At 66.2% G+C, this 26528-nt stretch carries 21 protein-coding genes; 11 read left to right on the forward strand and 10 right to left on the reverse strand.

All coding sequences use genetic code 11. From position 1 onward, the window contains the following. The first annotated feature begins 5 nt into the window (after window positions 1-5). From gspM to AC0GNO_RS10215, 9 genes are all read left to right on the forward strand, one after another. Entirely contained in the window at window positions 6-542 is a 537-nt protein-coding gene (gene gspM, locus AC0GNO_RS10175) for a type II secretion system protein GspM (RefSeq protein WP_472887063.1), read from the forward strand. Next, a complete protein-coding gene (gene gspN / locus AC0GNO_RS10180) occupies window positions 542-1336 on the forward strand; it encodes a type II secretion system protein N (RefSeq protein WP_472903911.1) in 795 nt (264 codons plus the stop codon). The genes gspM and gspN overlap by 1 nt, the downstream gene beginning before the upstream one ends. A gap of 45 nt (window positions 1337-1381) precedes the next feature. Next, window positions 1382-3541, forward strand: coding sequence for a type II secretion system secretin GspD (gene gspD, locus AC0GNO_RS10185; RefSeq protein ID WP_472887061.1), 2160 nt, complete (start codon window positions 1382-1384; stop codon window positions 3539-3541). A gap of 4 nt (window positions 3542-3545) precedes the next feature. Beyond that, window positions 3546-4985: a type II secretion system ATPase GspE gene (gene gspE, locus AC0GNO_RS10190; protein WP_472903912.1), complete on the forward strand. Its 1440-nt coding sequence runs from the start codon at window positions 3546-3548 to the stop codon at window positions 4983-4985. Window positions 4986-5543: 558 nt separating this feature from the next. Beyond that, window positions 5544-7253 (forward strand): multicopper oxidase family protein, encoded by a 1710-nt coding sequence (locus tag AC0GNO_RS10195; RefSeq protein ID WP_472903913.1) that lies wholly within the window; start codon window positions 5544-5546, stop codon window positions 7251-7253. A 47-nt stretch (window positions 7254-7300) separates the two neighbouring features. Continuing rightward, complete coding sequence (locus tag AC0GNO_RS10200) at window positions 7301-7888, forward strand: SCO family protein (RefSeq protein WP_472887058.1); 588 nt, start codon at window positions 7301-7303, stop codon at window positions 7886-7888. Between the two features lie 65 nt (window positions 7889-7953). Then, window positions 7954-9183, forward strand: coding sequence for a type II secretion system inner membrane protein GspF (gene gspF / locus AC0GNO_RS10205; protein ID WP_472887057.1), 1230 nt, complete (start codon window positions 7954-7956; stop codon window positions 9181-9183). 164 nt (window positions 9184-9347) lie between these two features. Beyond that, window positions 9348-10244: a 5'-nucleotidase gene (locus tag AC0GNO_RS10210; RefSeq protein WP_472903914.1), complete on the forward strand. Its 897-nt coding sequence runs from the start codon at window positions 9348-9350 to the stop codon at window positions 10242-10244. A 139-nt stretch (window positions 10245-10383) separates the two neighbouring features. Then, window positions 10384-12165 carry an ABC transporter ATP-binding protein/permease gene (locus tag AC0GNO_RS10215; protein WP_472903915.1) on the forward strand — a complete coding sequence of 594 codons (1782 nt, stop codon included), beginning with the start codon at window positions 10384-10386 and terminating at the stop codon, window positions 12163-12165. A 31-nt stretch (window positions 12166-12196) separates the two neighbouring features. On the opposite strand, the gene AC0GNO_RS10220 is transcribed toward AC0GNO_RS10215, so the two are convergent. The 3 genes from AC0GNO_RS10220 to queC form a co-directional block, all read right to left on the reverse strand. After that, entirely contained in the window at window positions 12197-12412 is a 216-nt protein-coding gene (locus AC0GNO_RS10220) for a hypothetical protein (RefSeq protein ID WP_472903916.1), read from the reverse strand. 114 nt (window positions 12413-12526) lie between these two features. Continuing rightward, window positions 12527-14542, reverse strand: a complete 2016-nt coding sequence (locus tag AC0GNO_RS10225; protein WP_472903917.1) for an acyltransferase family protein — start codon at window positions 14540-14542, stop codon at window positions 12527-12529. 36 nt (window positions 14543-14578) lie between these two features. After that, on the reverse strand, window positions 14579-15313 hold the full coding sequence (queC, locus tag AC0GNO_RS10230; RefSeq protein ID WP_472903918.1) for a 7-cyano-7-deazaguanine synthase QueC: 735 nt from the start codon (window positions 15311-15313) through the stop codon (window positions 14579-14581). A 247-nt stretch (window positions 15314-15560) separates the two neighbouring features. On the opposite strand from queC, the gene AC0GNO_RS10235 reads away from it, so the two are divergent. Further along, window positions 15561-16658 (forward strand): enolase C-terminal domain-like protein, encoded by a 1098-nt coding sequence (locus AC0GNO_RS10235; RefSeq protein WP_472903919.1) that lies wholly within the window; start codon window positions 15561-15563, stop codon window positions 16656-16658. A gap of 75 nt (window positions 16659-16733) precedes the next feature. Here AC0GNO_RS10235 and AC0GNO_RS10240 read toward each other — a convergent pair whose 3' ends face one another. From AC0GNO_RS10240 to AC0GNO_RS10270, 7 genes are all read right to left on the reverse strand, one after another. Continuing rightward, window positions 16734-17276, reverse strand: coding sequence for a VOC family protein (locus tag AC0GNO_RS10240; protein ID WP_472887050.1), 543 nt, complete (start codon window positions 17274-17276; stop codon window positions 16734-16736). 25 nt (window positions 17277-17301) lie between these two features. After that, window positions 17302-17526, reverse strand: coding sequence for a DUF2783 domain-containing protein (locus AC0GNO_RS10245; protein WP_210829631.1), 225 nt, complete (start codon window positions 17524-17526; stop codon window positions 17302-17304). A gap of 22 nt (window positions 17527-17548) precedes the next feature. Beyond that, on the reverse strand, window positions 17549-19231 hold the full coding sequence (locus AC0GNO_RS10250; protein ID WP_472903920.1) for an FAD-dependent oxidoreductase: 1683 nt from the start codon (window positions 19229-19231) through the stop codon (window positions 17549-17551). 664 nt (window positions 19232-19895) lie between these two features. Beyond that, window positions 19896-20378, reverse strand: a complete 483-nt coding sequence (locus AC0GNO_RS10255; protein ID WP_472887048.1) for a universal stress protein — start codon at window positions 20376-20378, stop codon at window positions 19896-19898. A 39-nt stretch (window positions 20379-20417) separates the two neighbouring features. Then, a complete protein-coding gene (locus AC0GNO_RS10260; protein WP_472903921.1) occupies window positions 20418-20849 on the reverse strand; it encodes a response regulator in 432 nt (143 codons plus the stop codon). Beyond that, entirely contained in the window at window positions 20846-23890 is a 3045-nt protein-coding gene (locus AC0GNO_RS10265) for a PAS domain-containing protein (RefSeq protein ID WP_472903922.1), read from the reverse strand. The genes AC0GNO_RS10260 and AC0GNO_RS10265 overlap by 4 nt, the downstream gene beginning before the upstream one ends. Before the next feature lie 38 nt (window positions 23891-23928). After that, entirely contained in the window at window positions 23929-25002 is a 1074-nt protein-coding gene (locus AC0GNO_RS10270; protein WP_472903923.1) for an ABC transporter substrate-binding protein, read from the reverse strand. Between the two features lie 221 nt (window positions 25003-25223). Here AC0GNO_RS10270 and AC0GNO_RS10275 point away from each other — a divergent pair, with 221 nt between their 5' ends. Next, window positions 25224-26192, forward strand: coding sequence for an IS1595-like element ISAisp8 family transposase (locus tag AC0GNO_RS10275; RefSeq protein WP_034693535.1), 969 nt, complete (start codon window positions 25224-25226; stop codon window positions 26190-26192). Window positions 26193-26528: the final 336 nt, after the last annotated feature.

Consider the following 26528-nt stretch of genomic DNA (forward strand, 5'->3'; position numbering starts at 1 on the left):
CACCGATGAACACACGCACCCGACCCACCGCCGCCCTGGCCCGTTTCGGACAGGGCCTGGGCGCGGCGCTCGAACGCCTGTCGCCCCGGGAACGGCGCGCCGTGTTCGCCGCTGCCTGGGTGGTGGGCCTGGGTCTGCTGTGGTGGCTGGCGCTCGCGCCGGCCCTGGTCACGCTGCGCCAGGCGCCCGAGCGCCACGCCCGGCTGGACGCCCAGCTCGCGCAGATGCAGCATCTGGCCGCCAGTGCCGAGCAGCTGAGCTCGCTCAACAGCAGCCCGCCGCCGGGCCGCGCCGCCACCCTGCGCGCGCTGGAGCAGTACACCAGCCAGCTGGGTGGCAGCGCGCAGGTGTCGGTGCAGGGCGACCGCGCGAGCGTGAACTTCCGGGGCACCACGCCCGAAGCGCTGTCCCAGTGGCTGAACCAGATGCGCGTCAACGCCCGCCTGCTGCCGGTGCAGGCCCAGCTGGAACGGCAGGCGAATCCCGTCGGCTGGAGCGGCCAGCTGGTGCTGGCAGGCCCCGGTCTGCAGTCGGACGAATGATGAGCAGCCGCTGGCCCCTGCGCCTGGCCTGGCTCGGCGGCTGCCTCGGCCTGTTGCTGGCGGTGCTGGTGTTTGCGCCGGCGCGCTGGCTGGCCGAAGCCCTGCACACCGCCAGCGAAGGCCAGGTTCAGCTGGTCAACGCGCGCGGCAGCGTCTGGCGGGGCCAGGCCGATCTGCTGCTCACCGGCGGCGAAGGCAGCCGCAGCCTGAGCGCCCTGCCCCAGGGTCTGCGCTGGCGACTGGCGCCTGCGTGGGCATCGGGCCAGCCGGCCGTCGCCGTGAAACTCATCACACCCTGCTGCTCGCCCGAACCGCTGGACATCCTGTTGTTGCCCGGCTGGCAGGGCATGGAACTGCGGCTCGCCGCCTTCAGCAGCGAGTGGCCTGCCGTTCTGCTGGTGGGCCTGGGCACACCCTGGAACACCCTGCGGCCCAACGGCCAGCTGGCGCTGCGCTCCAGCGGCCTGAGCGTTCGACAGGTGCAGGGTCGTGTGAACCTGCAGGGCGGCCTGACCGTGGACGCGCTGGACATGGCCTCGCGCCTGTCCACCCTGCGCCCGCTGGGCAGCTACCGCCTGGAACTGCAGGCCGCGGCCGACGGCCACAACGCCACGCTGAACCTGAGCACGCTGCGCGGCGGGCTGCGGCTGCAGGGCAGCGGCCAGTGGGTGGGTGGACGGCTGCGCTTCCAGGGCGAGGCCCAGGCCGCACCCGGGCGCGAGTCGGCGCTGGACAACCTGCTCAACATCCTCGGGCGCCGGCAGGGACCGCGCTCGATTCTGAACATTGGCTGAGGCGCGGCACGGCCGATGCCCAGCACTTCGCGATAGGATCAAGCGATGAACCGCAACCCCTCCCCAGACCAGCCCACCCGGGTCCACCCGAAACCCGGGCAGACAGCGGGTCTGCTGAGAACGCTCGCCCTGGCCGGCAGCCTGGCCCTGTGCCTGCTGCCGGGGCCGGTCGCGCTGGCGCAAGGCGGGCGCAGCGAGCCCGTGGTGCTGAGTTTTGTCGACGCCGAGATCGAAGCGGTCGCCCGCACCATGGCCTCCATCAGCGGGCGCAACGTGGTGGTCGATCCGCGCGTCAAGGGCACCATCAGCCTGTCCACCGACCGGCCCGTGTCGCCTGCCGCGGCACTCAACCAGTTCAGCGCCGCGCTGCGGCTGCTGGGTTTTGCCCTGGTGGACACCGGCGGCCTCTACAAGATCGTGCCCGAGGCCGATGCCAAGCTGCAGGGCAACCCGGTGAACGCAGGCCCGGTCAGCGCGCTCGCATCGTCGAACCAGATCGTGACCCAGATCTTCCGCCTCAACCACGAGGCGGCCAACAACCTGGTGCCGGTGCTGCGGCCGCTGATCGGGCCCAACAACACCATCAACGTCAACCCCGGCAACAACTCGCTGGTGATCACCGACTACGCCGACAACCTGCAGCGCATCGGGCGCATCGTCGCCGCGCTCGATGTGGCCGGCGCCACCGACGTCGAGATCATCCCGCTGCAGCACGCCATCGCGATCGACATCGCCCCGCTGATCACACGCCTGATCGAACCCGCCACCGTGGGCGCCGGCCAGGCCGCCGACACCTCGTACAAGACCACCCTGGTGGCCGAGCCGCGCAGCAACACCCTGGTGCTGCGTGCAGCCAACCCGGCACGCCTGGCGCTGGTGCGCTCGCTGGTGAACAAGCTGGACCAGCCCCGGGGGCAGGACGCGAGCGGCAACATCCATGTGGTCTACCTGAAAAACGCGGACGCCACCTCGCTGGCGGCCACGCTGCGTGCGGCGCTGGCCGGAGAAAGCGGCGCAGGCGGCGTCGGTGCGTTGAGCAACGCCCCCACGGCCGTCGCTGTCCGGGCCGCGACCGGGTCCACCGCCGCTGGCAGCCCCCAGGCGACGGCGCCAGTGGCCGCCAGCGCCGGCCCGTCCACCGGCGGGCAGATCCAGGCCGATCCGGCCACCAATGCCCTCATCATCACCGCGCCCGAACCGCAATACCGGCAGTTGCGCGCGGTGATCGACCAGCTCGACGGGCGCCGCGCCCAGGTCTATGTGGAGAGCCTGATCGCCGAGGTCAACGCCGACAAGGCGGCCGAATTCGGCATCCAGTGGCAAGGCCCGCTGGGCCGTTTCGGCGACAGCGTGGTGGGCCTGATGGGCACCAACTTCGGCACCGGCGGCAACAACATCCTGACCAACCTGCTGCCCATCGCGCAGGGCAATACCGCGGGCATCACAGCGCCCGGCACCGGCCTGAACATCGGTGCTGCCCAGCAGCGCAACGGCGTCTACATCCTCGGTTTTCTGGCGCGCTTCCTGCAGCAGAACGGTGAAGGCAACATCCTGTCCACACCCAACCTGCTGACACTGGACAACGAAGAGGCCAAGATCGTGATCGGCCAGAACGTGCCCTTTGTCACCGGCCAGTTCACCAACACCGGCAGCAATGAAGGCTCGGTCAACCCGTTCCAGACCATCGAGCGGCAGGACGTCGGCCTGACCCTGCGTGTGAAACCGCAGATCAGCGAGAACGGCACCATCAAGATGACCATCTTCCAGGAGGTCAGCAGCGTGCAGGCGTCCTCGATCAACTCGGCCACCGGCCTGATCACCAACAAGCGCACCATCGAATCAACGGTGCTGGTCGACGACGGCGGCATCGTCGTGCTGGGCGGCCTGCTGCAGGACGAATACGCCGGCAACCAGGAAAAAGTGCCCGGCCTGGGCGATGTGCCCTTCTTCGGCAACCTCTTCAAGAGCGAAACCCGAAGCCGCAAGAAGACCAACCTGATGGTGTTCCTGCGCCCGGTGGTGCTGCGCGACGCACGCGCCACGACCAGCCTCTCGCTCGACCGCTACGACCTCATGCGAGCCACGCAGAAAGACGCGCAGCCCGTGCCCAGCAGCGTGCTGCGCGTGAACACCGCGCCCGTGCTGCCGCCCCAGCGCGCGCCCGAGGCTCCGCAGCCCACACCGCCCGCCGCCCCGGCCAACTGATCCCATGAGACATCCGCTGCCCTACGCCTTTGCACGCCAGCACCTGTGGCTGCTCGAAGACGATGGCCAGGGCCTGACCCTGCTGGGCAGCAGCACGCCTGCGACCGACCCGACCGTGCAGACGCAGCGCCTCTCGGCGCTCTCGGAAATCCTGCGCTGCCACGAGGTGCGCGAGTTTCTGTGGGAGCCGGGCGACACCCTCACGCAGCGCATCAGCGCGGCCTATGCCCAGGGCGAATCGAGCGCGGCCGCGGTGGTGAGCGAGGTGCAGAGCGACGCCGACCTCAGCCGCATGATGCAGGATCTGCCGGCCATCGAAGACCTGCTGGAGACCGCCGACGACGCGCCCATCATCCGCATGCTCAACGCCCTGCTCACGCAGGCCGCGCGCGACGGCGCCAGCGACATCCACATCGAACCCTACGAGCGCCATTCCAGCGTGCGCTTCCGGGTCGACGGCGTGCTGCGCGAGGTGGTGCAGCCCAACCGCGCCCTGCACGCCGCGCTGATCTCGCGCCTGAAGATCATGGCCGAGCTCGACATCTCCGAGAAACGCCTGCCGCAGGACGGCCGCATCTCGCTGCGCATCGGCACGCGCGCGGTGGACGTGCGCGTGTCCACACTGCCCAGCGCCCACGGCGAACGCGCCGTGCTGCGCCTGCTCGACAAGAGCGAGAGCCGGCTCAACCTCGAAGCCGTGGGCATGCAGGGCGATGTGCTGGCCCAGTTCGAACACCTGGTGCAGCAGCCGCACGGCATCATCCTGGTGACCGGCCCCACCGGCTCGGGCAAGACCACCACGCTCTACGCCGCCCTGCAGCGCCTGGACGCCGGCACGCTCAACATCATGACGGTGGAAGACCCGATCGAATACGAGCTGGCCGGCGTGGGCCAGACCCAGGTCAACCCCAAGATCGACCTCGACTTCGCCAAGGCCCTGCGCGCCATCCTGCGCCAGGACCCGGACGTGATCATGATCGGCGAGATCCGCGACTTCGAGACCGCGCAGATCGCCATCCAGGCCTCGCTCACCGGCCACCTGGTGCTCGCCACGCTGCACACCAACGACTCGGTGAGCGCCGTGACGCGCCTGACCGACATGGGCGTGGAGCCTTTCCTGCTGTCGAGCTCGCTGCTGGGCGTGCTGGCGCAGCGCCTGGTGCGCAAGCTCTGCGTGCATTGCCGGCGCCAGGATGAAAACGGCCGCTGGACCGCGCCCGGTTGTGCGCACTGCAACGCGGGCTACAAGGGCCGCACCGGTGTCTACGAACTGCTGGTGGTGGACGACCCGATCCGTTCGCTGATCCACAGTCGGGCGGCCGAAAGCGAACTGCTGGCGGCCGCACAGGCCAACGGCCTGCGTTCCATGCGCGAAGACGGTCAGCGGCTGGTGAACGCCGGCGTGACCAGCCTGGAAGAGGTCCTGCGCACCACGCGCGACTGAAGCCTGGGCCGCAACGGCGCAGAACCTGCGTCCGGCCCGGCACACCAGGCCCCGACAGCCGCCACATCCCCGGATACAGACAGTTGCCGACGCTTCACGGCAGACCCGTCCTGAAAGCCATACCAGGCACCCAGGAAGGGACGGTACGCCCTTCGCGGCCATCCCTCAGAGGAGGGAAATCTGTCGTCATGAAACTTAAAAATGTAAAAGTTACACAAAGAAACACACGCATTGAAACAACTCACAAATATCAACCCAGGCTGATTCAACGTGTTTCGGCGACTTTCCGGTATCAACATTTTCATCAATGTGAATACTTTAGAAAACGTTATGTACAAAACAACCGCGGCCCTGGGTACCCATTTCTGGTGATTGACGCGTTACATCGCCCGAAAAACACTGTCTCCAACGGGTCACACATGTAATGAAAAGCGTGCTCCCTGTTCCAGCCCAGCCCGCTGTTACAGACACATCTGACAAACATGGCAGCCCGCCCGGAAAGCAGGAAACCGGCATTCCCCGAACCCTGCCCCCTCTCACCAGATCGGGAGCCATGAAATGTCTGACACCATCACGCCAACAGGGCCGCGGCTGAACCGGCGGCAATCCATCCAGCTGGGCGCCTTGAGCGCCGTTACCGGTGTGGCAGCGGTCCGCCCCGGGCGACTGGCCCATGCCGAAGATCCGCCCGATGGTCCCCGCACATCGGCTTGGGCCATGCCGCTGCCGGTGCCACAGCCCAAACAGACGGTGGCCTCGCTGTCCCCGGCACCCGACCTGTACCCCGCGGCCGGAGAAGCGGGCCGGGATCCGCACCAGACCTGGTCCGGCAGCGCGCCCGACAAGCTCTACACCATCCACGTCAAGGAGGCGCTGCACTCCTTCCACCCGCAGTTGCCGATGCAGACCATCTGGGGCTACGACGGCACCTTCCCCGGCCCCTGCATCGTGGCGCGCTACAACGAGCCCTGCCTGGTCCGCTTCTACAACGAGATCAACCCCTACGCCGTCGGCTACGGTTCGCCAGAAATTTCGGTTCACCTGCACAACCTGCATTGCGCATCGGAAAGTGACGGTTTTGCCGGCGACTACTGGAGCTCCGTTCGTTACGGTCCCGGCCTCGCCCGCGCGGGCCAGTTCAAGGACCACCTGTTCATGAACCACTACGCCGGGTTCTCGACCGACCCGGCCGGCATCGGCGACACCCGCGAAGCCCTGGGCACCCTGTGGTACCACGACCACCGCCTGGACTTCACCGAGCAGAACGTCTACCGCGGCATGGCCGGCCTGTACCTGATGTTCGACGAACTCGATTCCGGCAACGAGAAGGACCCCAATCCACAAGCCTTGCGGTTGCCCAGCGGCGTCGGCCAGTACGACATCCCGCTGGTGTTTGCCGACTTCCTGTTCGACCAGAGTGGTTACACCTACTACAACCCTCTGGAAGGCAACAAAGGGCACCTGGGCAACAAGGTCACCGTCAACGGCAAGATCCAGCCCTTCTTCAAGGTGCAGCGGCGCAAGTACCGCTTCCGCCTGCTGGATGCCAGCGTGGCCCGCTTCTACGAGTTCTACCTCATGAACGGCAGCACCAGCCAGAGCTTCACCTACATCGCCAACGACGGCAACCTGCTGGAAGCCCCGCTGACCATGAACGCCGTGCGCCTGGCGCCGGCCGAGCGGGCCGACATCGTGATCGATTTCAGCAAGTACCCCCACGGCACCCGGCTGTACCTGGTGAACCGCCTTCTGATGAAAGACGGTCGCGGCCCTGAAGGCCTGAGCAGCCGGGGTGAACAACTGCTGCGTTTCGACATCGATACCGACCCCATGGAACTGGACGTGAGCCGGGTGCCCGCCCGCCTGCGCGAGCTGCCCCCCATCAACCTCAACGACGTGGTGCGCACCCGCAGATGGGAGTTCGACAAGGACAACGCCATCTGGACCGTCAACAAGAAAATATTTGATCCGGAGAAGGCGGCGGCTGTCGTCAAGCGCAACACCGCCGAGATCTGGGAACTGCGTGGCAACGGCAGCTGGCACCACCCGGTGCACATCCACATGGAAGAGATTCGAATCCTCTCGCGCAACGGCAAACCGCCGCCGCCGCATGAACAGGGCCGCAAGGACGTGATCGTGCTGAAGCCCGATGAGCGGGTCAAGGTGTTCGTCCGTTTCCGCGACTTCACCGGCAAATACCTGCTGCACTGCCACAACCTCTCTCACGAGGACCACGCCATGATGGCCCGCTGGGATGTGGTGGCCTGACGTCTGAACAACTTTTTGCAAGAGTCCAACCCCTGAGGGAGACCACCATGAACAGCAAACGCAATCTGCTCCGCCTGGCCGGCGGTGCCGCCCTCATGCCCTTCGTGGCGCAAGCCGCCGCTCCGCGCCCTGCGGGACGCAGCTCCATGGCCGACTACTTCCCCAACGTCGTGCTCGAAACCCACGACGGCCGCAAGGTCCGTTTCTACGACGACCTGATCAAGGGCAAGGTGGTCGCCATCAACATGATGTATTCCATCTGCACCGGCGTCTGCCCCACGGGCACGGCCAACCTCAAGCAGGTGCAGCAGGCGCTGGGCAAGCGGCTGGGCAAGGACGTCTTCATGTACTCCATCACCCTGCGCCCCGAATTCGACAACGGCGCCGCGTTGCGCGACTACATCAAGCACTACGACATCCAGCCCGGCTGGACCTTCCTGACCGGCAAGCCGCAGGACGTGGACCTGGTGCGCCGCAAGCTGGGCTTCGTGGGCGATGACGAAGCGACCGATGCCGACATCAACCAGCACACCGGCATGGTGCGCATCGGCAACGAACGGCTCGAACGCTGGACCATGGCACCCGCGCTCGGCTCGCACCGCCAGATCCTGCGCACCATCCTGGAACTCACCTGAGGCGAAGGCGGCACAGCGCGGTTGGTCGCGACCTGGCGGTGCACAGGCCGCGCTAACATCACCGCATGCCCGCCTACTCCTTCGAGGCCCTGGACGCCCAGGGCGCCACGCAAAAAGGCCTGATCGATGCCGACACCGTGCGCGCCGCGCGCGGCCTGCTGCGTGCGCGCGCCCTGGTGCCGCTGCTGGTGGAGCCCGCGGTCAACACCCAGGGTTCGGCAGCGGGCAGCGGATTCAACATCACGCTCTGGGGCGGGCGCATCTTCAACGCCACGGGCCTCGCGGTCTGGACGCGCCAGCTCGCCGGCCTGGTTTCGGCCGGGCTGCCACTGGAGCGCGCCCTGTCCGCGCTGGCCGAGGAGGCTGAGGAAGAAGCCCAGCAGCGCCTGGTGGCTTCGCTGCGTTCCGAGGTCAACGGCGGTTCACCCTTTGCCCGTGCCCTCTCGCAACACCCGCGCGAGTTCTCCGATATCTACACCGCCGTGATCGCCGCGGGCGAACAGAGCGGCCAGCTCGGCACCGTGCTGGAACGCCTGGCCGACGATCTGGAAGAACGCGAAGCGCTCAAGAACAAGCTCATCGCCGCCTCGCTCTACCCGGCCATCGTCACGATCGTGGCGATCGTCATCGTGGTGTTTCTGGTCAGCTACGTGGTACCGCAGGTGGCCGGCGTGTTCGCCAGCAGCAAGCGCGCCCTGCCCATCCTCACCGTGATGATGCTGGCCCTCAGCGCCTTCGTGCGCAGTTATGGCTGGCTGATGCTGGGCGTGCTGATCGCCGCAACGGGCGGGCTGGTGATGGCGCGGCGTCAGCCGGCGCTGCGCCTGGTCATGGATGCTGCCTGGCTGCGCCTGCCGCTGGTGGGCAAGCTCGCACGCGGCTACAACGCCGCGCGTTTCGCCGCCACGCTGGCCATGCTGGCGGCCGCGGGCGTGCCCATCCTGCGCGCGCTGCAGACCGCCGCCGAAACCCTGAGCAACCAGGCCATGCGCGCCGACGCGCTGGACGCGCTGGTGCTGGTGCGCGAAGGCGCGCCGCTGGCCTCGGCCATCGCCAGCAAGAAGCGTTTCCCGCCGCTGCTGGCCATGTTCGCGCGGCTGGGCGAGCAGACCGGCCAGCTGCCCGCCATGCTCGGCCGCGCGGCCAAGCAGCTCAGTGCCGAAGTGCAGCGCCGCGCCCTGCACCTGGCCACCATCCTGGAGCCGCTGCTCATCGTGGGCATGGGCGCGGTGGTGATGCTGATCGTGCTGGCGGTGCTGATGCCGATCATCCAGCTCAATCAACTGGTGAGGTAGGTCCACCCCCGTCACTGCGCTCCGCCCCTCAAGGGGCCATGCGAGCGGCCCGGCGGAGCCGGTTCCGCCGCATTCTGAGCGGGGCTCCCCCTCTCTTGCTTCGCTTCTTCGCTGTTCGGCTACGCTTGCCGCTTCTCTTGTTTTGTTCGCGGAGAACTTTCCCCATGCCTGTAACGCTTGACGGTCAACTGGTGGTCGCGATCTCCTCGCGCGCGCTGTTCGACTTCGAAGAAGAAAACCACCTCTTCGAGACCGGTGACGACCGGGCTTACATGAAGCTGCAGCTGGACAGGCTGGAGGTGCCCGCCCAGCCGGGCGTGGCGTTTTCGCTGGTGAGGAAGCTGCTGGCGTTCAACGATGTCAGCACGCAGCGGGTGGAGGTGGTGATCCTTTCGCGCAACGATCCGGTCTCGGGCATGCGTGTGTTCCGCTCGGCACAGCACTACGGTCTGCCGATCCAGCGTGGCAGTTTCACGCGCGGCCAGCCGCCCTGGCGCTACCTGCGGCCGCTGCGCGCCAACCTGTTCCTCAGCACCCACCTGGCCGATGTGCGCGCCGCGCTCGGCGCCGGCGTGCCCGCCGCGCAGGTGTACCCGCTGTCGGTGCACGCGAGCGACGCCCACCCGCACGAGGTGCGCATCGCCTTCGACGGCGATGCGGTGCTGTTCTCCGACGAGGCCGAACGCGTCTTCCAGGCCGAGGGCCTGTCGGCTTTTCAGGCCCACGAGGCTTCCCACGCCGGACAACCCCTGGCCGGCGGCCCGTTCAAGCCGCTGCTCGAAGCCCTGCACCGCCTGCAGGCCGAAGGCACGAGCGCCATGCGCGTGCGCACCGCGCTGGTCACCGCGCGCAGCGCGCCGGCGCACGAGCGCGCCATCCGCACGCTGATGGACTGGAACATCGAGGTCGACGAAGCCATGTTCCTGGGCGGCCTGCCCAAGGGCGAGTTCCTGCGCGAGTTCGAGCCCGACTTCTTCTTCGACGACCAGACCGGCCACATCGAGTCGGCCGCGATGCACGTGCCGTCCGGGCATGTGGCCAGCGGCATCTCGAACACATGACCCACCCCAGAGCCATGAACACCCCCGCGCCGCGCTGCGCGCGTCACCCCCTCAAGGGGACGCTGCGAGTGGCCCGGCGGAGCCGGTTCCACCGCAGCCTGCGTGAAAGCCCGCGCGCTCCACTGTTGAGAGACCTCCCATGACACTGACCGACAAGTTCAGCAGCTTCCGCCAGTTCGCCGCCAAGGTCGGCGCGCTTGCCATGCCCTATTTCAACTCCGACCAGAAATGGAAGGCGCGCGCCCTGCTGGCCGCCATCGTCGTGCTCAACCTGGCCGCGGTGTACATGCTGGTCCTGCTCAACGAATGGAACCGGGTGTTCTACGACGCGCTGCAGAACAAGGACCAGGTGGTGTTCTGGCGCGAGCTGGGGCGCTTCACCTACCTCGCCTTCGGCTTCATCATCATCGCGGTCTACCGCTTCTACCTCACGCAGTTGCTGGAGATGCGCTGGCGCGCCTGGATGACGGCGAACTACCTCGACCGCTGGCTCGCCAACAAGGCCTTCTACCACCTCGAACTGACCCGCTTCGCCAAAGGCGAAGACGCGCCGCCCGACAACCCGGACCAGCGCATCGCCGAAGACATGAACCTCTTCACCAGCTACTCGGTGGGCCTGTCCATGGGTCTGCTCAACGCGGTGGTCACGCTGGTCAGTTTCGTCGGCATCCTGTGGTCGCTCTCGGGCAGTTTCGCCTTCAGCTTCAATGGCGACGAGTTCGTCATCCCCGGCTTCATGGTCTGGATGGCGGTGCTCTACTGCCTGCTCGGCAGCATCGCCACCCACTACATCGGGCGCCCGCAGATCGCGCTCAACTTCAAGCAGCAGCGTTTCGAAGCCGACTTCCGCCACCACCTGGTGCGCGTGCGTGAATACAGCGAGTCGATCGCGCTGGACAACGGCGAACCGGTGGAACGGCGCCAGCTCGGCGGACGCTTTGGCGAGGTGCTGGCCAACTACCTCAAGCTCATCCAGGCGCAAAAGCGCCTGATCTGGTTCACCAACGGCTTTGGCCAGGCCGCGGTGGTGTTCCCCTTTGTCGTGGCCGCGCCGCGCTTCTTCAGTGGCGCCATCCAGCTCGGCGAACTGATGCAGATCTCGTCGGCCTTCGGCCGCGTGCAGGACTCGCTCTCCTGGTTCGTCGACAACTACAGCAGCCTGGCCGCCTGGCGCGCCACCACCGACCGGATCACCAGCTTTGAAGCCAGCTTCCAGGCGCTGCAGGAAGCCGAAACGCAGATGCTGACGGGCGCTGCCGACAGCCTGCAGATTCACCAGCTCGACCTCGCCCTGCCCGGTGGCGCCGCGCTGCTCGGTGCGCACGGCCTGCTGCTGAAGGCCGGTGACACGCTGCTGATCAAGGGCCCATCGGGCAGTGGCAAGTCGACCCTGTTCCGCGCCCTCGCCGGCATCTGGCCCTGGGCCAGGGGCCGCGTGCAGCATCCCCCCGACTTCGACTCACGCGTCATGTTCCTGCCGCAGCGCCCCTACTTCCCCACCGGTTCCCTGCGCAGTGCGCTGGCCTACCCCGAAGCCGATGACCGCTACACCGAAGCCGAGCTGCAACAGGCCCTGCGCGACGCGCTGCTGCCCCAGCTGACCGGGCGCCTGAACGACGAAGACACCTGGGGCCAGAAGCTCTCGGGTGGCGAACAGCAGCGCCTGGCGATTGCCCGTGCCTTGCTCAAGAAACCGCGCTGGCTGTTCGTGGACGAAGCCACCAGCGCGCTCGACGAAGCGGCAGAGAAAGCGGTGTACGAACGTCTGCTGGCCTTGGTGGCATCGCAGAACGGCGCGCTGGTGTCGATCGCCCACCGGCCCGCGGTGGCGGCCTTCCACCAGCAGCGCTGGACGCTGGAATCCGAGACAGTCAGCCACGGGCCGGACGAACCACCACGCTACCAGCTCGTGGCGTCCTGATCGGCCGGCCCTTTCCCTCCCGCCGTCCGTGTCATGCCTCTTTGCTTCCGAGCTTGCCTCGCGGTCTGCTTCCGTCCCTGCCGCGCAACGCGAACCCGCTCGCGAGCTGGGTTCCCTGCGCAACAAGCAGGCGATGCTCACGCTTGGCGACGATGAGGTCGCTCAAGGTCTGGCCACCACCTGCCACTCCCGTCGCATCAACCCTTTTCATGGCCATGCGCCAGGTGGTGGCCTTGTCGATCCACATCAGCGGGGCATCGATCAGTTTTCTTACACCGTCGTTTTCGATGCCTCTTTGACATGTTCATCATGAACGGCGTCATGCTTTGTTTCCGGTCGAATCCATTGAGTGGAAGATGCCTCATGGATTCTTCAAGACCAATGGGGCTATCTGTTCAACGTAGTACCGCACGGCATCAAGGGACAGATGACCATAGTCGTAGCTCAGTGGCTGGTCTGCGTTGTCGCCCAGACGCGTGAGACAGCTATCCTGATTGCAAAAATAGTCCAGCCCCGAAATGAACTCGATATCCATGGCGATCGCACGCGCTCTCATGCTCTCCGTGACAGCCCTCAGCTCGGGATCCAGGCCCTCCCCATCCTTCAGGCGCAGCGGAGGCGGCTGAGAGAAAGGTCCCTTCTTCCAAGCCTCCAACAACAGTTGCGGCAACGGTCGCTGCCAGTATGGAACCGCACCCAGCAGAATGATGCGAGGCACCCCCGCCTTTCGGATTTCAGCCACCGTGGCTTCGAGGTTTTTCAGGTCATATCGCTTGTGATGCCACCAGGCGTAAAGCACAACGACGTCGGGCCGACTGTCCCGGATGGCCTGAATATTGGCGTCATTGAGTGCCTTGCAACCAGGTCGCGGCTCGATCCCCAGGACAGGTGGGCAAATTGCACCAGCCCGCTCCCCCAGGCCGAAGGTGTACTTTCCGGAGTCCTGCAGAGCCTTGAATCCTGGATAGAGACTGGCAGCGTGCGAATCACCCCAGAGAAAGATCAGCGGTCGACGTGTCTCTATGCAGAACGGCTTGTAGGCCGTCGGGGGCACCCTGAAATCCAGAATGCAGTCGTGGTACCGCCAGCCCTCGGTCACCACCGCAGGACCACCCTTGCCCGTCATATCGCGAACGATGGGCGGAAACCGGGACTCGAAGCCCTTGTTATGGTGGATGACAGTACCCAGAACCGCTATCAGAGACATGAGACCCACCAACACGCCTGTGACCACACGCCGATTCCAGCGACCAAACCGGATCGGAATTTCCACCAGCACGTAGGTGAGCCAGGCCAGCACGATGCTCAAGGCCACCCAGCCCAGTTGTACGCTCCAGTCTGGTGTCACTCCCGAACGCAGGTTGGAAAAAGCCAGGAAAGGCCAGTGCCAAAGGTACAGCGGGTAGCTGATAAGACCCACCCACACCAGAGGCCTTCTGGCGAGCACATACCGGTTGAACCAGCCCCGAGGACCTGCCGCGATCAGCAAGACCGCACCGCCAGTGGGCAGGAGCGCCCAGCCTCCCGGAAACGTTCGGTCCGGATGGACCTGGACGAACACCGAGATCAGCAGCAGCAGTCCGATGGTGGACAGCGCATGCACACGCCACATGGATGGCAATACAGAAAGAGGTGGGGTGAACGGCAGTGGCGACCGCAGCAGTCCACGCCATCCGGTCTGGTGTGCGTGCATCGCAGCGAGCAGCGCCCCCACCAACAACTCCCAGAATCGCGCCAACGGGTTGTAGAAGGCCGCCTCGGGTTGTCCCTTCACCCATGCCATGTTCACGGCAAATGAAAACAGCAGCAATACAAAAATGGCCCTGAGTGCATGCCATCTCCACCGGTGCAACGCGTACAGCACCAGCGGCCAGATCAGGTAGAACTGCTCCTCAATGGCCAACGACCAGAGATGCAACAGCACCTTGGTCGTCGACGCTGCATCGAAATAGCCTGCCTCGTTCCAGAAAACGAAGTTCGCCACAAAGGCGCTGCCAGCGATTGTGTGCCCAGCCAGCAATCGATAGTCCGACGGCGTGAGCCACCACCATCCAAACCCAAGCACCGCCCCCAACACCAATATCAACGCGGGAAAAATCCGCCGGATCCGCCGCGCATAGAAATCGCTGAAGCGGAAAGTGTTTCGCTGCAGTTGCTGAAAGATGATGGAGCTGATCAGGTAGCCCGAAATCACAAAGAAGATGTCAACACCGACGAAACCACCCTTGAACCATGAAGGAAATGCGTGGTGGAGTACCACGGCCAGCACTGCGATGGCGCGCAAGCCGTCAATGTCCGGCCGGTATTGTTCGTTCAGCGAACTGGACATTTCGGTGGTCAAATGTTTACCCTTTGTCAACAGCATCCGAATGGTCATCCGGGATGCAACACACCGCGATCCGCTTCCTTGTCTTCACGCTCCGATGTACCCCGCCCACCCCTTGGCCCGCAGCTCACAGGCCGGGCAGCTCCCGCACCCGTAGCCCCAGTCCTGCCGGTGCTCACGGTCACCCAGGTAGCAGGTGTGCGTGTGTTCCAGGATCAGGTCCACCAGCGCCTGCCCGCCACCAGCCACGCCCGAGGCATCGCCCAGCTCTTCGGCCATGCGCCAGGTGTCGGCCTTGTCGATCCACATCAGCGGGGTGTCGATGAGGAAGCGGTGGTCCATGCCGAGCGAGAGCGCGACCTGCAGGGCTTTCATGGTGTCGTCGCGGCAGTCGGGGTAGCCGCTGAAGTCGGTCTCGCAGACGCCGGTGACGATGACCTGGATGCCGCGGCGGTAGGCGAGCGCGGCGGCGAGCGTGAGGAACAGCAGGTTGCGCCCGGGCACGAAGGTGTTGGGCAGGCCGCTCTCCTCCATGCGAAAGGCCATGTCGCGCGTGAGCGAGGTTTCGCTCACCTTGCCGAGCACGGCGAGGTCGAGCAGATGGTCTTCACCCAGGCGTTCGCTCCAGGTGGGAAAACGTTCACGCAGCTCACGCAGCACCACCAGGCGCGCCTGCAGCTCCACGCTGTGGCGCTGGCCGTAGTCGAAGCCGAGCGTTTCCACGCGCGGGTAGCGCGCCAGCGCGTGGGCGAGGCAGGTGGTGGAGTCTTGCCCGCCCGAGAAGAGGACGAGGGCGCTGGTGTGGTGCGGGGCTGGTGTCATGCGCGCGATGGTAGCGCGCCCTTCTACCCCCGCAGCGCGTCGGCCCAGCGGCGCCAGCGCCGGCCCGCCACCGTGGTCCCGGCTGGTGGCGCCAGGCGAGCAGCAGGTCTTCGTCGGGTCATGCCGGTTTTCGGCCTGCGCTCCGGGCGCCCGGCCGCCGTGGCACTTGACCCGCCGTTCGACCGGATTTAACGTCCCACTCCGAAGTCCGGCCATCGCGCCACGGTTCCCACCACTGGAGACGCCCATGGACACACCCGCCTTGCTGACCGTCCGTGAACTGCGCGTGCGCGCGGTGCATGTGCCCATGCCGCTGCCGCTGCGCACCAGCAGCGGCACGATCCAGATCGCACCGCTGGCCCTGATCGACCTGCTCACCGAGCAGGGCATCAGCGGGCACACCTACCTGTTCTGCTACACGCCGCTGGTGCTCAAGCCGGTGGTGCAGCTGCTGGAAAACCTGTCGCCGCTGATCCAGGGCGACCCGGTGGCCCCGCTGGCGCTGGAGCGCAAGCTGCAGGGGATGTTCCGCCTGCTCGGGCTCAAGGGCGTGACGGGCATGGCGCTGGCGGGCATCGACATGGCGGCCTGGGACGCGCAGGCGCGGGCGCAGGGACTGCCACTGGCCCGGCTGCTCGGTGCCGACCGCGACCGTGTGCCGGCCTACAACAGCTGCGGGCTGGGCATGATCGGCAGCCACGACGCGCCCGCCGAAGCCGAGCACCTGCTGGTCCATGGCTTCGAGGCCATCAAGGTCCGGCTCGGCTATGTCGAGGCACGGACCGACGTCGAGGTGGTCTGGGCGGTGCGGCGCGCCATCGGCGAGCGGGTGGCGCTGATGGCCGACTACAACCAGATCCTGTCGGTGGCCGAGGCGGTGCGGCGCACCGATGCGCTGCAGGACGAAGACCTGCACTGGGTGGAAGAGCCGACGCTGGCCGACGACTACAGCGGCCACGCGCAGATCCGCAGCCGGACGCGCATCCCGGTGCAGATGGGCGAAAACTGGTGGGGCACACACGAGATGGCCAAGAGCCTGGCGGCCGGCGCCTCGGACCTGGGCATGCCCGACGCCATGAAGATCGGCGGCGTCTCGGGCTGGCTGAGGGCCGCTGCCCTGGCCGAGGCCGCCGGCATGCCGATCTCCAGCCACCTGTTTCCCGAAGTCAGCGCCCACCTGCTGGCCGCCACGCCCACCGCCCACTGGCTGGAGTATGTGGACTGGGCCTGTCCGGTGCTGCAGTCGCCGCTGCGCATTGAGCTCGGCGAAGCCGTGGTGTCCGACCGACCGGGCACGGGCATCGAATGGGACGAGGACGCCGTGGCGCATTGCCTGGTGGCCTGAGGGGCGGGCGACGGCCCGGGCCTGCCTCAGGATCGGGTCAGCGGTGCCGACGAACGGCAACGGCGAAATCGGGTGTCAGCCCGCCGTGAACTCTTTTTCATGCATCCAGGCGGCGTGTTTGGGGGCGCGCTTGGTCTTGTCCCACTCGTTGAGCATGTCCCACTTCACCTCGTCGAGCTTCTTCATCATCTCGGGCGTGGCGGTGTTGGCGGCCAGCTCCAGGCGGTGGCCATTGGGGTCAAAGAAGTAGATCGACTTGAAGATGGTGTGGTCGGTCAGCCCGACCACCGGGATGCCGGCGGCTTCGAGGCTGGCCTTGGTGGCTTCCAGTTCTTCAACCGTGTCCACTTCCAGCGCGATGTGCTGCACCCAGTCGGGCGTGTTCGGGTCGCGGCCCATCTCGGGTGCGTTGGGCAGTTCGAAGAAGGCCAGGATGTTGCCGCCGCCCGCGTCCATGAACAGGTGCATGTAGGGGTCGGGTGCGTGGGTCGAGGGCACCTGGTCCTCGGCGATGGCGAGCACGAAGTTCATGCCCAGGTGCTTCTGGTACCACTCGACGGTGGTCTTGGCGTCCTTGCAGCGGTAGGCGACGTGGTGGATCTTGCGGATGTTGGACATGGTGTTCTCCTTCGGGTGAATGGTTTCAGACGCCTTCGCGGGCGATGGCGAGGGCTTGCTTGAGGGCGCTGATGTCGCCCACCTGGTTGGCCAGCAGCAGGATCAGCTTGGCGTTGAGCAACTGGCTCTGCTCGTCGCTGAGGTCGCGGTGGGTCTCGATCAGGGCTTCGTAGAAGTCGTCGCCGGGCGTGAAATCGCGGAAGTAACGCTGGCCGGGTTCGGCAAGGTTGGGCTGGAGTTGCAGGGGCATGTTGTGTCTCCTCGGGTGGTGTTCAGGCCGCCACGGTTTCAGGGGTGGTCTGTGCGGTCGCACAGACCAGCGCGGCGCGCACGGCGGCGACGTCGAACCGGCGCCAGCGCGCGGCCACGTGCTGGTCGGGGCGCATCAGGTAGCAGGTGCCGGGACGCGCATCCATGCGCTGGGCCATCAGGCCGTCGCGGTCGTGCAGCGTCTTGAGCCCCGCCGATTCACCCGCATGGGCGGTGACCAGCACCAGCTCCACCGGAATCGCTCCACCGGCCAGCGCGGCGGCCTGCGCACGCAACTCAGGGTCGAGCTGTTCCACGCTGTCGGCAAAGGCCAGCAGCTGAAAACGGTTGCCCAATTGATCGAGCAGCCAGGCGTCCTGCCCGGCCACGCGCACCGGCGCGTCGTCCAGCGGTGCGCCCGGCACCATGTCGCCCTCGAAGGCGTCCACGTCGGGCGTGTTCAGCGCCGAGTTCACCAGGAAGGCCGGCACGCTGAGCCGCCCCGAATTCACCAGCTTGCGCGCAAACGGCTGGCTGCGCGCCAGTTCCAGCGCCGCGTTGCGGAACAGCTTGCTGACTGCGCTCTTGGGCGTGATGAAGTCGGTGGAGCGGGTGGAGTTGCGGATGTTTTCGTCGGCCGCGTAGGTGCGGTCGGCGTCATACGTATCCAGCAGGGCCTCGGGCGCCAGGCCCTTCATCACCAGCGCCAGCTTCCACAGCAGGTCGTCGGTGTCCTGGAAGCCGGAGTTGGCGCCGCGCGCGCCGAACGGTGAGACCTGGTGCGCCGCGTCGCCCACGAACAGCAGGTGGCCGTGGCGGAAGTTCTTCATGCGCCGGCACTGGAAGGTGTAGATGCTGGCCCACTCCAGCTCGAACTCGCGCTCGTCGCCCAGCATCGCCTTGACGCGCGGGATGATCTTCTCGGGCTTCTTCTCTTCTTCCGGGTCGGCGTCCCAGCCGAGCTGGAAGTCGATGCGCCAGACGTTGTCGCTCTGCTTGTGCAGCAGCACGCTCTGGTTGGGGTGGAACGGCGGGTCGAACCAGAACCAGCGCTCGGCGGGGTAGTCGGCCTTCATGATCACGTCGGCGATCAGGAAGCGGTCCTTGAACACATGGCCTTCGATGTCCAGGCCGAGCTGGCGGCGCACGTTGGAGCGCGCGCCGTCGGCGACGATCAGCCAGTCGGCGTCGATCTCGAAGTTGCCGTCGGGGGTTTCGATGCTCACGCGCGCACCGTCGGCCAACGGCTCGACGCCGACCACCTTGTATTTCCAGCGCAGGTCCACGCCGAGTGCTTCGGCGCGACGCACCAGCGCTTCTTCCAGGTGGTACTGCTGCAGGTTGATCATGCCGGGGCGCTTGTGGCCGGCGTCGGGCACGAGGTTGAAGCGGTAGACCTCTTCTTCGCGCAGGAAGGTACGGCCCACGTTCCAGCTCACACCCTTGTCGACGATGGGGTCGCCGACGCCGAGGCGGTCGAGGATTTCGAGCGCGCGTTTGGCGTAGCAGACGGCGCGCGAGCCGAAGGAGACGCTGTCTTCTTCGTCGAACAGCAGCACGTCCAGCCCCTGCAGGCGGGCGTCGATGGCGGCGGCGAGGCCGACCGGACCGGCGCCGATGACCACCAGCGGTTTGCGCTGCGGCGCACCCTGCATGAGGTCGGCCGGGCCGGTGTACGGGAAGGTGGGGTAGGTGTAGGTGGCCATCCGGTGTTTGCTCCTTCGTTGTCACCCCCGCTGGCGGAAAAGCGGTGGCGTTGTCAGGGTTGGACTGTAGCCGATAATTTCACATCCGTAAATACGTTTCTCTAAACGTAATCTGCAAACCCATCGAAAACGGCGATGCTGCTCGCCCGCCCGGGACGTTCAGAATGCGGGATGCGGGATGCGGGATGCGGGATGCGGGATGCGGGATGCGGGATGCGGGATGCGGGAAAGGTATTGGTTGGGAACCGTTGATCGCCAAGGCCTTTGCGGGTCTGACGAGGCGGGGCGCTCTGCGCCGCTCATGTCCCCCGGCGGCTGGAGCCGCCTCCTCCTTGACTTCGCTATGCAGAACACCCCGCCTCGCCAGACTGGGGGCGCGTAGGCTGGCCCGCAAATACGCCGGCCTGATCGCCTGCACGCAGACCAGTCGCGAACGCCGGTTGGTTGGCGCATTTGTATTCCCGCCACGAGCGCCCACCCGTGCGCAAGCCGCGAACGGCGGGTGGTTGACGCAGCGAAGTCAAGGAGGAGGCGGCCGCAGGCCGCCGGGGGACATGAGCGTAGTTGACCGCCCGGCGTTCGCGGCCACCCAACCAGTAGGCGCGCAACCCGGCGCAAACCACCAGGCAAACCTCTCACCAAAGAAGGCGAGAAGCAAGAAAAATCAGATGTCCGCTTCGCCAGCCATTTCGTCGACCACCTCGTCGGCAGGCTCGTCCACCGGCGGCTTGACCAGGGTGACCGGCACCGGCGAAAGGCGCACCATTTCCTGCGACACCGAGCCCAGAACGGCCGCGCGCAGACCACCACCGTGGGCGGTCATGATCACCGCGTCGCAGCCGTTGCGCTCCACCATCTCAACCAGCATGTTCGCCGGGTCCCCGGTGGCCGTGTCCTGCGTCACCGGCAGCCCCGCAGCCTGAAGCATCAGCACGGCCGAGCGCATGAGGTCGTGGCCCGCGGCCTCGTTCACCTGTTCCAAAACCGCCGGATCGTGCGCCACCATCAGCTCGTAAAGCGTGGCCGTCTCCTGCACATTCGCCACCACGAAACGCGCCTTGAGACCCGCGCTCACCAGACGCAGGGCGTGGCGCACCGCCAGCAAGGCATGTTCGGAACCGTCCACCGGAATCAGGATCTTGATCATTGTTGCTTTCCTCTTGGTTTTTGAATGGGATGGTGGTTGTCAGAGAGGTCGCTCGTTGAGCACGCACCAGTACAGCTCGATGTGCTCCACGACGTCCATGAAACTGCTGAAGTTCACCGGCTTCTCGATGTAGGAGTTGACCCCGAGATCGTAGGCGGTCGTGAGGTCCCGGTCTTCGCGCGACGAGGTCAGCACCACCACCGGAATGCGGCGGAAACGCTCGTGCGCCTTGAGCTGGCGCAACACCTCCAGGCCGTTCACCTTGGGCAGGTTGATGTCGAGCAGGATCACCGCCGGCAAAACCTCGCCCGCCTCCCAGCGCGGCAGGAAAGCCAGCGCCTCCTCGCCGTCGCGGGCGACCTGGATCTGGTTGGCGAACTTCTTCTTGCTGAACGCGCGCAGCGTCAAATCCAGATCCATGGGGTTGTCTTCCACCAGCAGGATCGGCGGCACGGAAACCGAAGCATTCATTCGGGAAACTCCAGATAAAAAGTGGCACCGGCCCCGGGCTGGCTCTCCGCCCAGACACGACCCCCCATGCGCTGAACCGCCTTGGCCACCAGCGCCAGGCCCACGCCAGTGCCCGGAAATTCTTCGGCCCGGTGCAGGCGCTGGAAGATGCCAAAGATGCGGTCGTGGTATTTCAGGTCGAAGCCGATGCCGTTGTCGCGTACCCACAGGATACGCCGGCCCGTCTCGTGGCGGGCGCCGATCTCGATCCGGGGTGACACGCTGCCCTGGCTGAACTTCAGGGCGTTGCCGATCAGGTTGCGCAGCACCACCGCCATGCCATCGCGGTCCAGCGGCAGCGTGAAGGACTCCATCGCCAGACGCACTTCGGCGCCCTGCTTCTCGATGTCGGCGTGGTAGCTGTCGACGATCTGTTCCACCAGCGGTAACAGGGCCACCGGCTCGTGCACCATGTCACGGCGTTCGATGCGCGAATAGGCCAGCAGGTCGGCGATCAGGTCCCCCATCTGCTGCACGCCCTTGCGGATGCGCTCGACAAACCGGCGGCCTTCGTCGTCGAGCCGCTCGCCGTATTCCTCCTCCAGCAGCTGGCTGTAGCCGTCGATCCCGCGCAGCGGCGCCTTGAGGTCGTGCGACACGGTGTAGGAAAACGCTTCGAGTTCCAGGTTGGCCTGCCGCAGCTGCGCCGTGCGCTCGACCACCCGCTCTTCCAGTTCCTGGTTCAGGCGCTTGAGCCGCTCCTCGGCGGCCACCGCCTCGGTGATGTCGAGCAAGGTGCCGATGTAGCGCGGCCCCCGGCCGTCGCCGTCGGCTGAGCGCGAGATGCGGTGCACGGTGCGGCGCAGCCAGCGCATCGGGCCATTGCCCGGATCGGTGCGGAACACCAGTTCGCCCGTCTCCTCCCCGCGGCGGATGCGCTGCATGTCGTCGGCCACCATCGCCCGGTCATCGGGGTGGATGCGGGCGAGGTACTCCGCGTCCGACGGCATCCGCCCCGCCGGATCCAGTCCGATGTTGCGGAAGAGCTGATCGGAAATCGTCAGTTGCTGGCTCTGCGCATCGCCCGCCCAGCTGCCAAGCTTGACCAGTGCTTCGGCCTGTTCGAGCATCTCCTTGTAGTCCTGCAGCGCCATGGCGGCCTGCCTGCGTTCGGTGACGTCCATGGTGGTGCCATACATCCGCGTGGCCTGGCCGGCGGCATCGAAGTCCACGCGTCCACGCTGCTCCACAAAGCGCACTTCACCGTTGACCACGATCCGGTGTTCGAAAAGGTATGCCCCGTCGGGTGGACGCTGCATGGCCGCCATGACCGCGGCCCGGACGCGCTCCAGGTCGTCCGGGTGCACGGCGCGCAGGAAGTTGTCCATGCCGGGTTCGACCCGATCGGGATCGCAGGCCAACAACCGGAACAGCTCACGCGACCACACCGTCTGGTTGTGAACCAGGTCCACCGTCCAGTTGCCCAGTCGCGCCACCGCCTGGGCTTCGAGCAGGCTCCGCTCGCTGTCCTGCAACGCCGCCTCGGCCTGCTTGCGCTCGGTCACGTCCTGGATGGTCGAGAACAGCTGACGGATGTGGCCGTCGCGATCACGCACGGCGCGCACATCGAGCTCGGTGTGCACCATGCGGCCGTCCTTGCGCACAAAGCGCTTGGCCATCTGGTAACCACTGTTCAACCCTGCCAGCAACTCATCGAACAGCGCCAGGTTGCGCTCCAGGTCGCCCGGCGGGGTCATCTCCGCCCAGCTCATATCCAGCAGCTCCTCGCGCGGATAACCCAGGATCTCGCACAGGCGGTCGTTCACCTGCAGCCAGCGCTTGTCCAGCGGCGAGGAGATGGCCATGCCGAGAAAGGGCAGCTCGTAGAACATGCGCAACTGCTCGGCCTGTTCGCGCTGCGCCAGCTGGGCTTCTTTCTGCACCGTGGTGTCGAGCAGGATGCCGCTGCTGGTGAGCACGTTGCCGCTCGCATCGCGGGTGAGCGAGGTGTGGTCCTCTACCCAGGCCCAGCCGCCATCGGCCTTGCGGATGCGGTATGCCTGCCGGTACTCGTCCGGCCCGTGAGCGAAGTACCGCGTCACCTCGTCGTTCACCTGCTGCACGTCGTCGGGATGGATGAGATCGATGTACTGCCGCTGGCCGTCCAGCAAGTCGGTCGGCGCATAGCCCCACTGGCGCACCGAATCGCTGGCATAACTCACCGGCCAGCCCTCGGTGTTGCGCCGCTCGATCACCACCAGGGGCGAGCGGTTGACGAGTTCGTTCATGGTCCGTAACCGGTCCTGCCCGGCCTGCAGCTGTGCGGCCATGCGGTCGGCGGCCTCGCCGATGTGCGCCAGCTCGTCGCGCCCGATCAGGCCGGTGCGCACCGACAGGTTGCCCGCGCCCATTTCTGTCAGTGCCAGGGCCAGCCTTTGCGCGCGGCGGAACCACAGCAGGTGCAACAGCAGCGCCAGCACCGCCACCGCGGCCAGCAGCACCAGGCCTTCCCGCACCAGTTCGGTCTGCTCGCTGGCACGGCGCAGGGCCAACGGGTAACGCATGTCCATCTGCACCAGCAAACGCTGGTTCCCCTGCAGCGGGACCAGACCGGTCAGGAGCGGCTGCTGATCAGGCCGCTCCACCACGATGGCTGACGGCGACGGCGCCACCGCCAGTGCCTGGAACTGGCTCGACGCCCCACCCACCCGAGACAACACCGCGCTCAGCGGCTGCCCGATGTCCAGCCGCGACAGCGAGGCCAGCACCCGCTCTTCAGGCCCGACCAGATAGGCCTGGTTCAGGCCCTGGTGCAGCGCCAGACCGCCCACCAGCCGGTGCAGCAGCAAGGTGTTGCCCAGGCCCGCCTGCACGTCCATGCGCGCCTGCTCGATGCTCAGCCGCTCGCGCAGGCGCCGGCTTTCCTGCACGGACACATCCTGGTCGATCTGGCGCATCTGGTGGTCGTAGCGCAAGGTCATGGCCAGCAACGCAAACACGATCAGCAGCAGCGGCACCAGCCAGCGACCGGCGATGGTCAGGGGCCAGCGGGTCCAGCTCATGGAAAAACCTCCACCCTTCGGAACGGCCGGGCGGGGGCTCATGCACCACCTTTGCGGGCCTGCAAGCGCAGGGCCGGCTCGGGGTCCAGCAGGCGGCTCCAGTCTGGCGCCACCTTGATCATGCCCACGGCCTGCAGCGTCGTCACCAGCCGCAAGGCATCCTGCGCCAGCACCGGTGGCACGCCCGACAGCTGTTCGAGCGACTGCTCTGCCGAATAAAAGGTCAGTTTCTGGAGTGTGGCGAGGTAGTCCTCGGGCGAGATCTCCACCCCTGGGGCCAGCAGGCGGGCCGCGGCCTCGGGGCGCTCCTGCAGCGCCAGCAGTCCACGTTGCCAGCCGGCGAGCAGCGCATCGACCTGGGCGGAGCGCGCCTGCAGCAAGCTGGCACGCACCACCAGCACGTCCACGATGTCGCCCGGCATCTGGCGACTGTCGAAGATGTCCTTGTAGCCCGCGGCGCGCAGCAGGCCGGCCACCGGCTCGTAAGACACCGCCGCGCCCACGCGCCCGCTGCGCAAGGCGGACAGGTGCAAAGGGGCCTCCATGTTGACCACATTCACATCGGTTTGATCCAGCCCCGCCGCCTGCAGCAGGCGCTCCAGCATCAGCGCGCCCACGGAGGTGCCCTCCACCGCGATGCCCGCGCCGTGAAGCTGCGCAAGGTTCTGGATGGCCGGGTCGGCCAGCACCACGTCAGCGCCCGCGGAGGTGTCGAGCACGGCGACCACCCGCAGGTCAAAACCCTCATCGGCCAGGCGCAGGGCTTCGTCCAGTGTGAGGGCCGCCGCATCGAGCAGGCCGTTGCGGAAATGGCGCAGGGTCTCAGAGCTGGACGACAGCTCCACCACCTTGACCTGCTGCGTGTCGATCAGCTGCTGGTCACGCGCCAGCACCAGCGGGTCGTAGCCCAGCCAGGTGTTCATGCCCACGGTCAGCGGGGGCAGCGGCGGCTCGCTGCAGGCCGCCAGGCCCAGCCACAGGGTCAGGACACCGATCACCAGGCCCGCTCGGGCCGTCGTCTGCCAGGCCTTCCATGCCAACTGCCGGCCGCTTGATCGCTGCGTTTCTGGGTGTTTCGTGGGTGTGTCCGGGCGCCCGGCGGGTGGTGACATGGTGGGTGGTGGCGTGGCTTCGAATGATTTTGTCACCAGTCCCCGGCCGCCGGCGGCGATGTTTGTTTTTCATGCACGAAATCCGGCCCGGTGTGGTGTCCCATCCACCAACCCGGAATAGGGGGCTGCAGAGAACACCCCGCTGGACAGCGGGTTCACTTTCAGATACTGTATGCATAAAAGGGGTATCCACTTAGCTCCAGCAGATGCAGAATAACTGGATGGATATCCATACTTTAGCGCCAACGCCCGGAAAAGACTATCCGCAGACTTGGAACGAGTTTCTTGACTGGTTTGCCACCGAAGAGGCGTGCCTTGCCTATCTGGAGCGGCTGCGGTGGTCCCAAGGTTTTGTCTGCCCGCGCTGCGGCTGCGTAGGCGATGCCTATCGTGCGACGCGTACCCGGCTGATGTGCCCGAGTTGCCAACACCAGAGTTCGGTGACCGCCGGCACCATCTTCGAGAAGACCCGAACGCCACTGCGCGTTTGGCTGGCTGCGGCTTGGTACCTGACCAATCAGAAGCAAGGCGTGAGCGCGTTGGGTCTACAGCGCGTGCTGGGACTGGGCAGCTATCAGACCGCTTGGACCATGCTGCATCGGCTTCGTCGTGCCATGGTTCGACCGGGTCGCGAACAGCTCAAAGGGTTGGTCGAAGTTGACGAGACCTATCTGGCCATCACAGACAGGCGAAACCCCATCTCACCCAAAGGGCGCAAGAGCAGCACGAGCAAGGTGCTGGTGGTCATGGCCGTGGAGATGCTGGACCCCAAAGGATTCGGCCGCATCCGCCTGCGCCGCATTGCCAATGACTCCGCTGCTTGTGTGATTCCGTTCGTGGAGGAGGTTATCGAGCCTGGCGCACAGGTGCGTACCGACGGCTCGGCTGCCTACCTGACATTGAAAGACCTGGGCTTCGTCCATCAGCGCACGGTCATGTTGGGCTCCAACGTTCCGGCTCATGTCTCGATGGCTGGCGTGCATCGGGTGGCGGCTCTGGTGCAGCGCTGGATTCTGGGCACACACCATGGCTCGGTGCAGCCCGAACACCTGGATGCCTACCTGGATGAGTTCGTGTTCCGCTTCAATCGCCGCACATCCAACTCACGCGGCATGTTGTTCTATCGGTTGCTGCAACAAGCGGTCGTGACAGCACCGGTGACGTACCGGGACGTGGTGAAAAAGGCTTGACTGTTTGCCTGACTGGCATACCATTCAATACTGGTTATCCATCCAGCATTTACGATGACTGGAGCTAAGTGGATACCCCTTAATTTTATACAGTATTTGCAACTGAAGGGCGCTTTGTCGGCCCAGGGATTCGTGCGTCCCGGCTCGCGCCGTCGGGCTACCCGGGCACTGCCCCGAGCCAGGCGGAGCCCGTCTCGGCCGTTCGGCGGGAATCCCTGACGCCTCCGGCAGCCTGCGCTGCCTGCGCGCTGTGCTTGCCCTGGTACGCGCGAAGTGTGTGGGTGGGGCGTCTTGCTGTTCCCTTCACCGTAGCACGCCGTTCTCGGCGTCAAGGTC

The organism is Hydrogenophaga sp. L310, assembly GCF_055703065.1.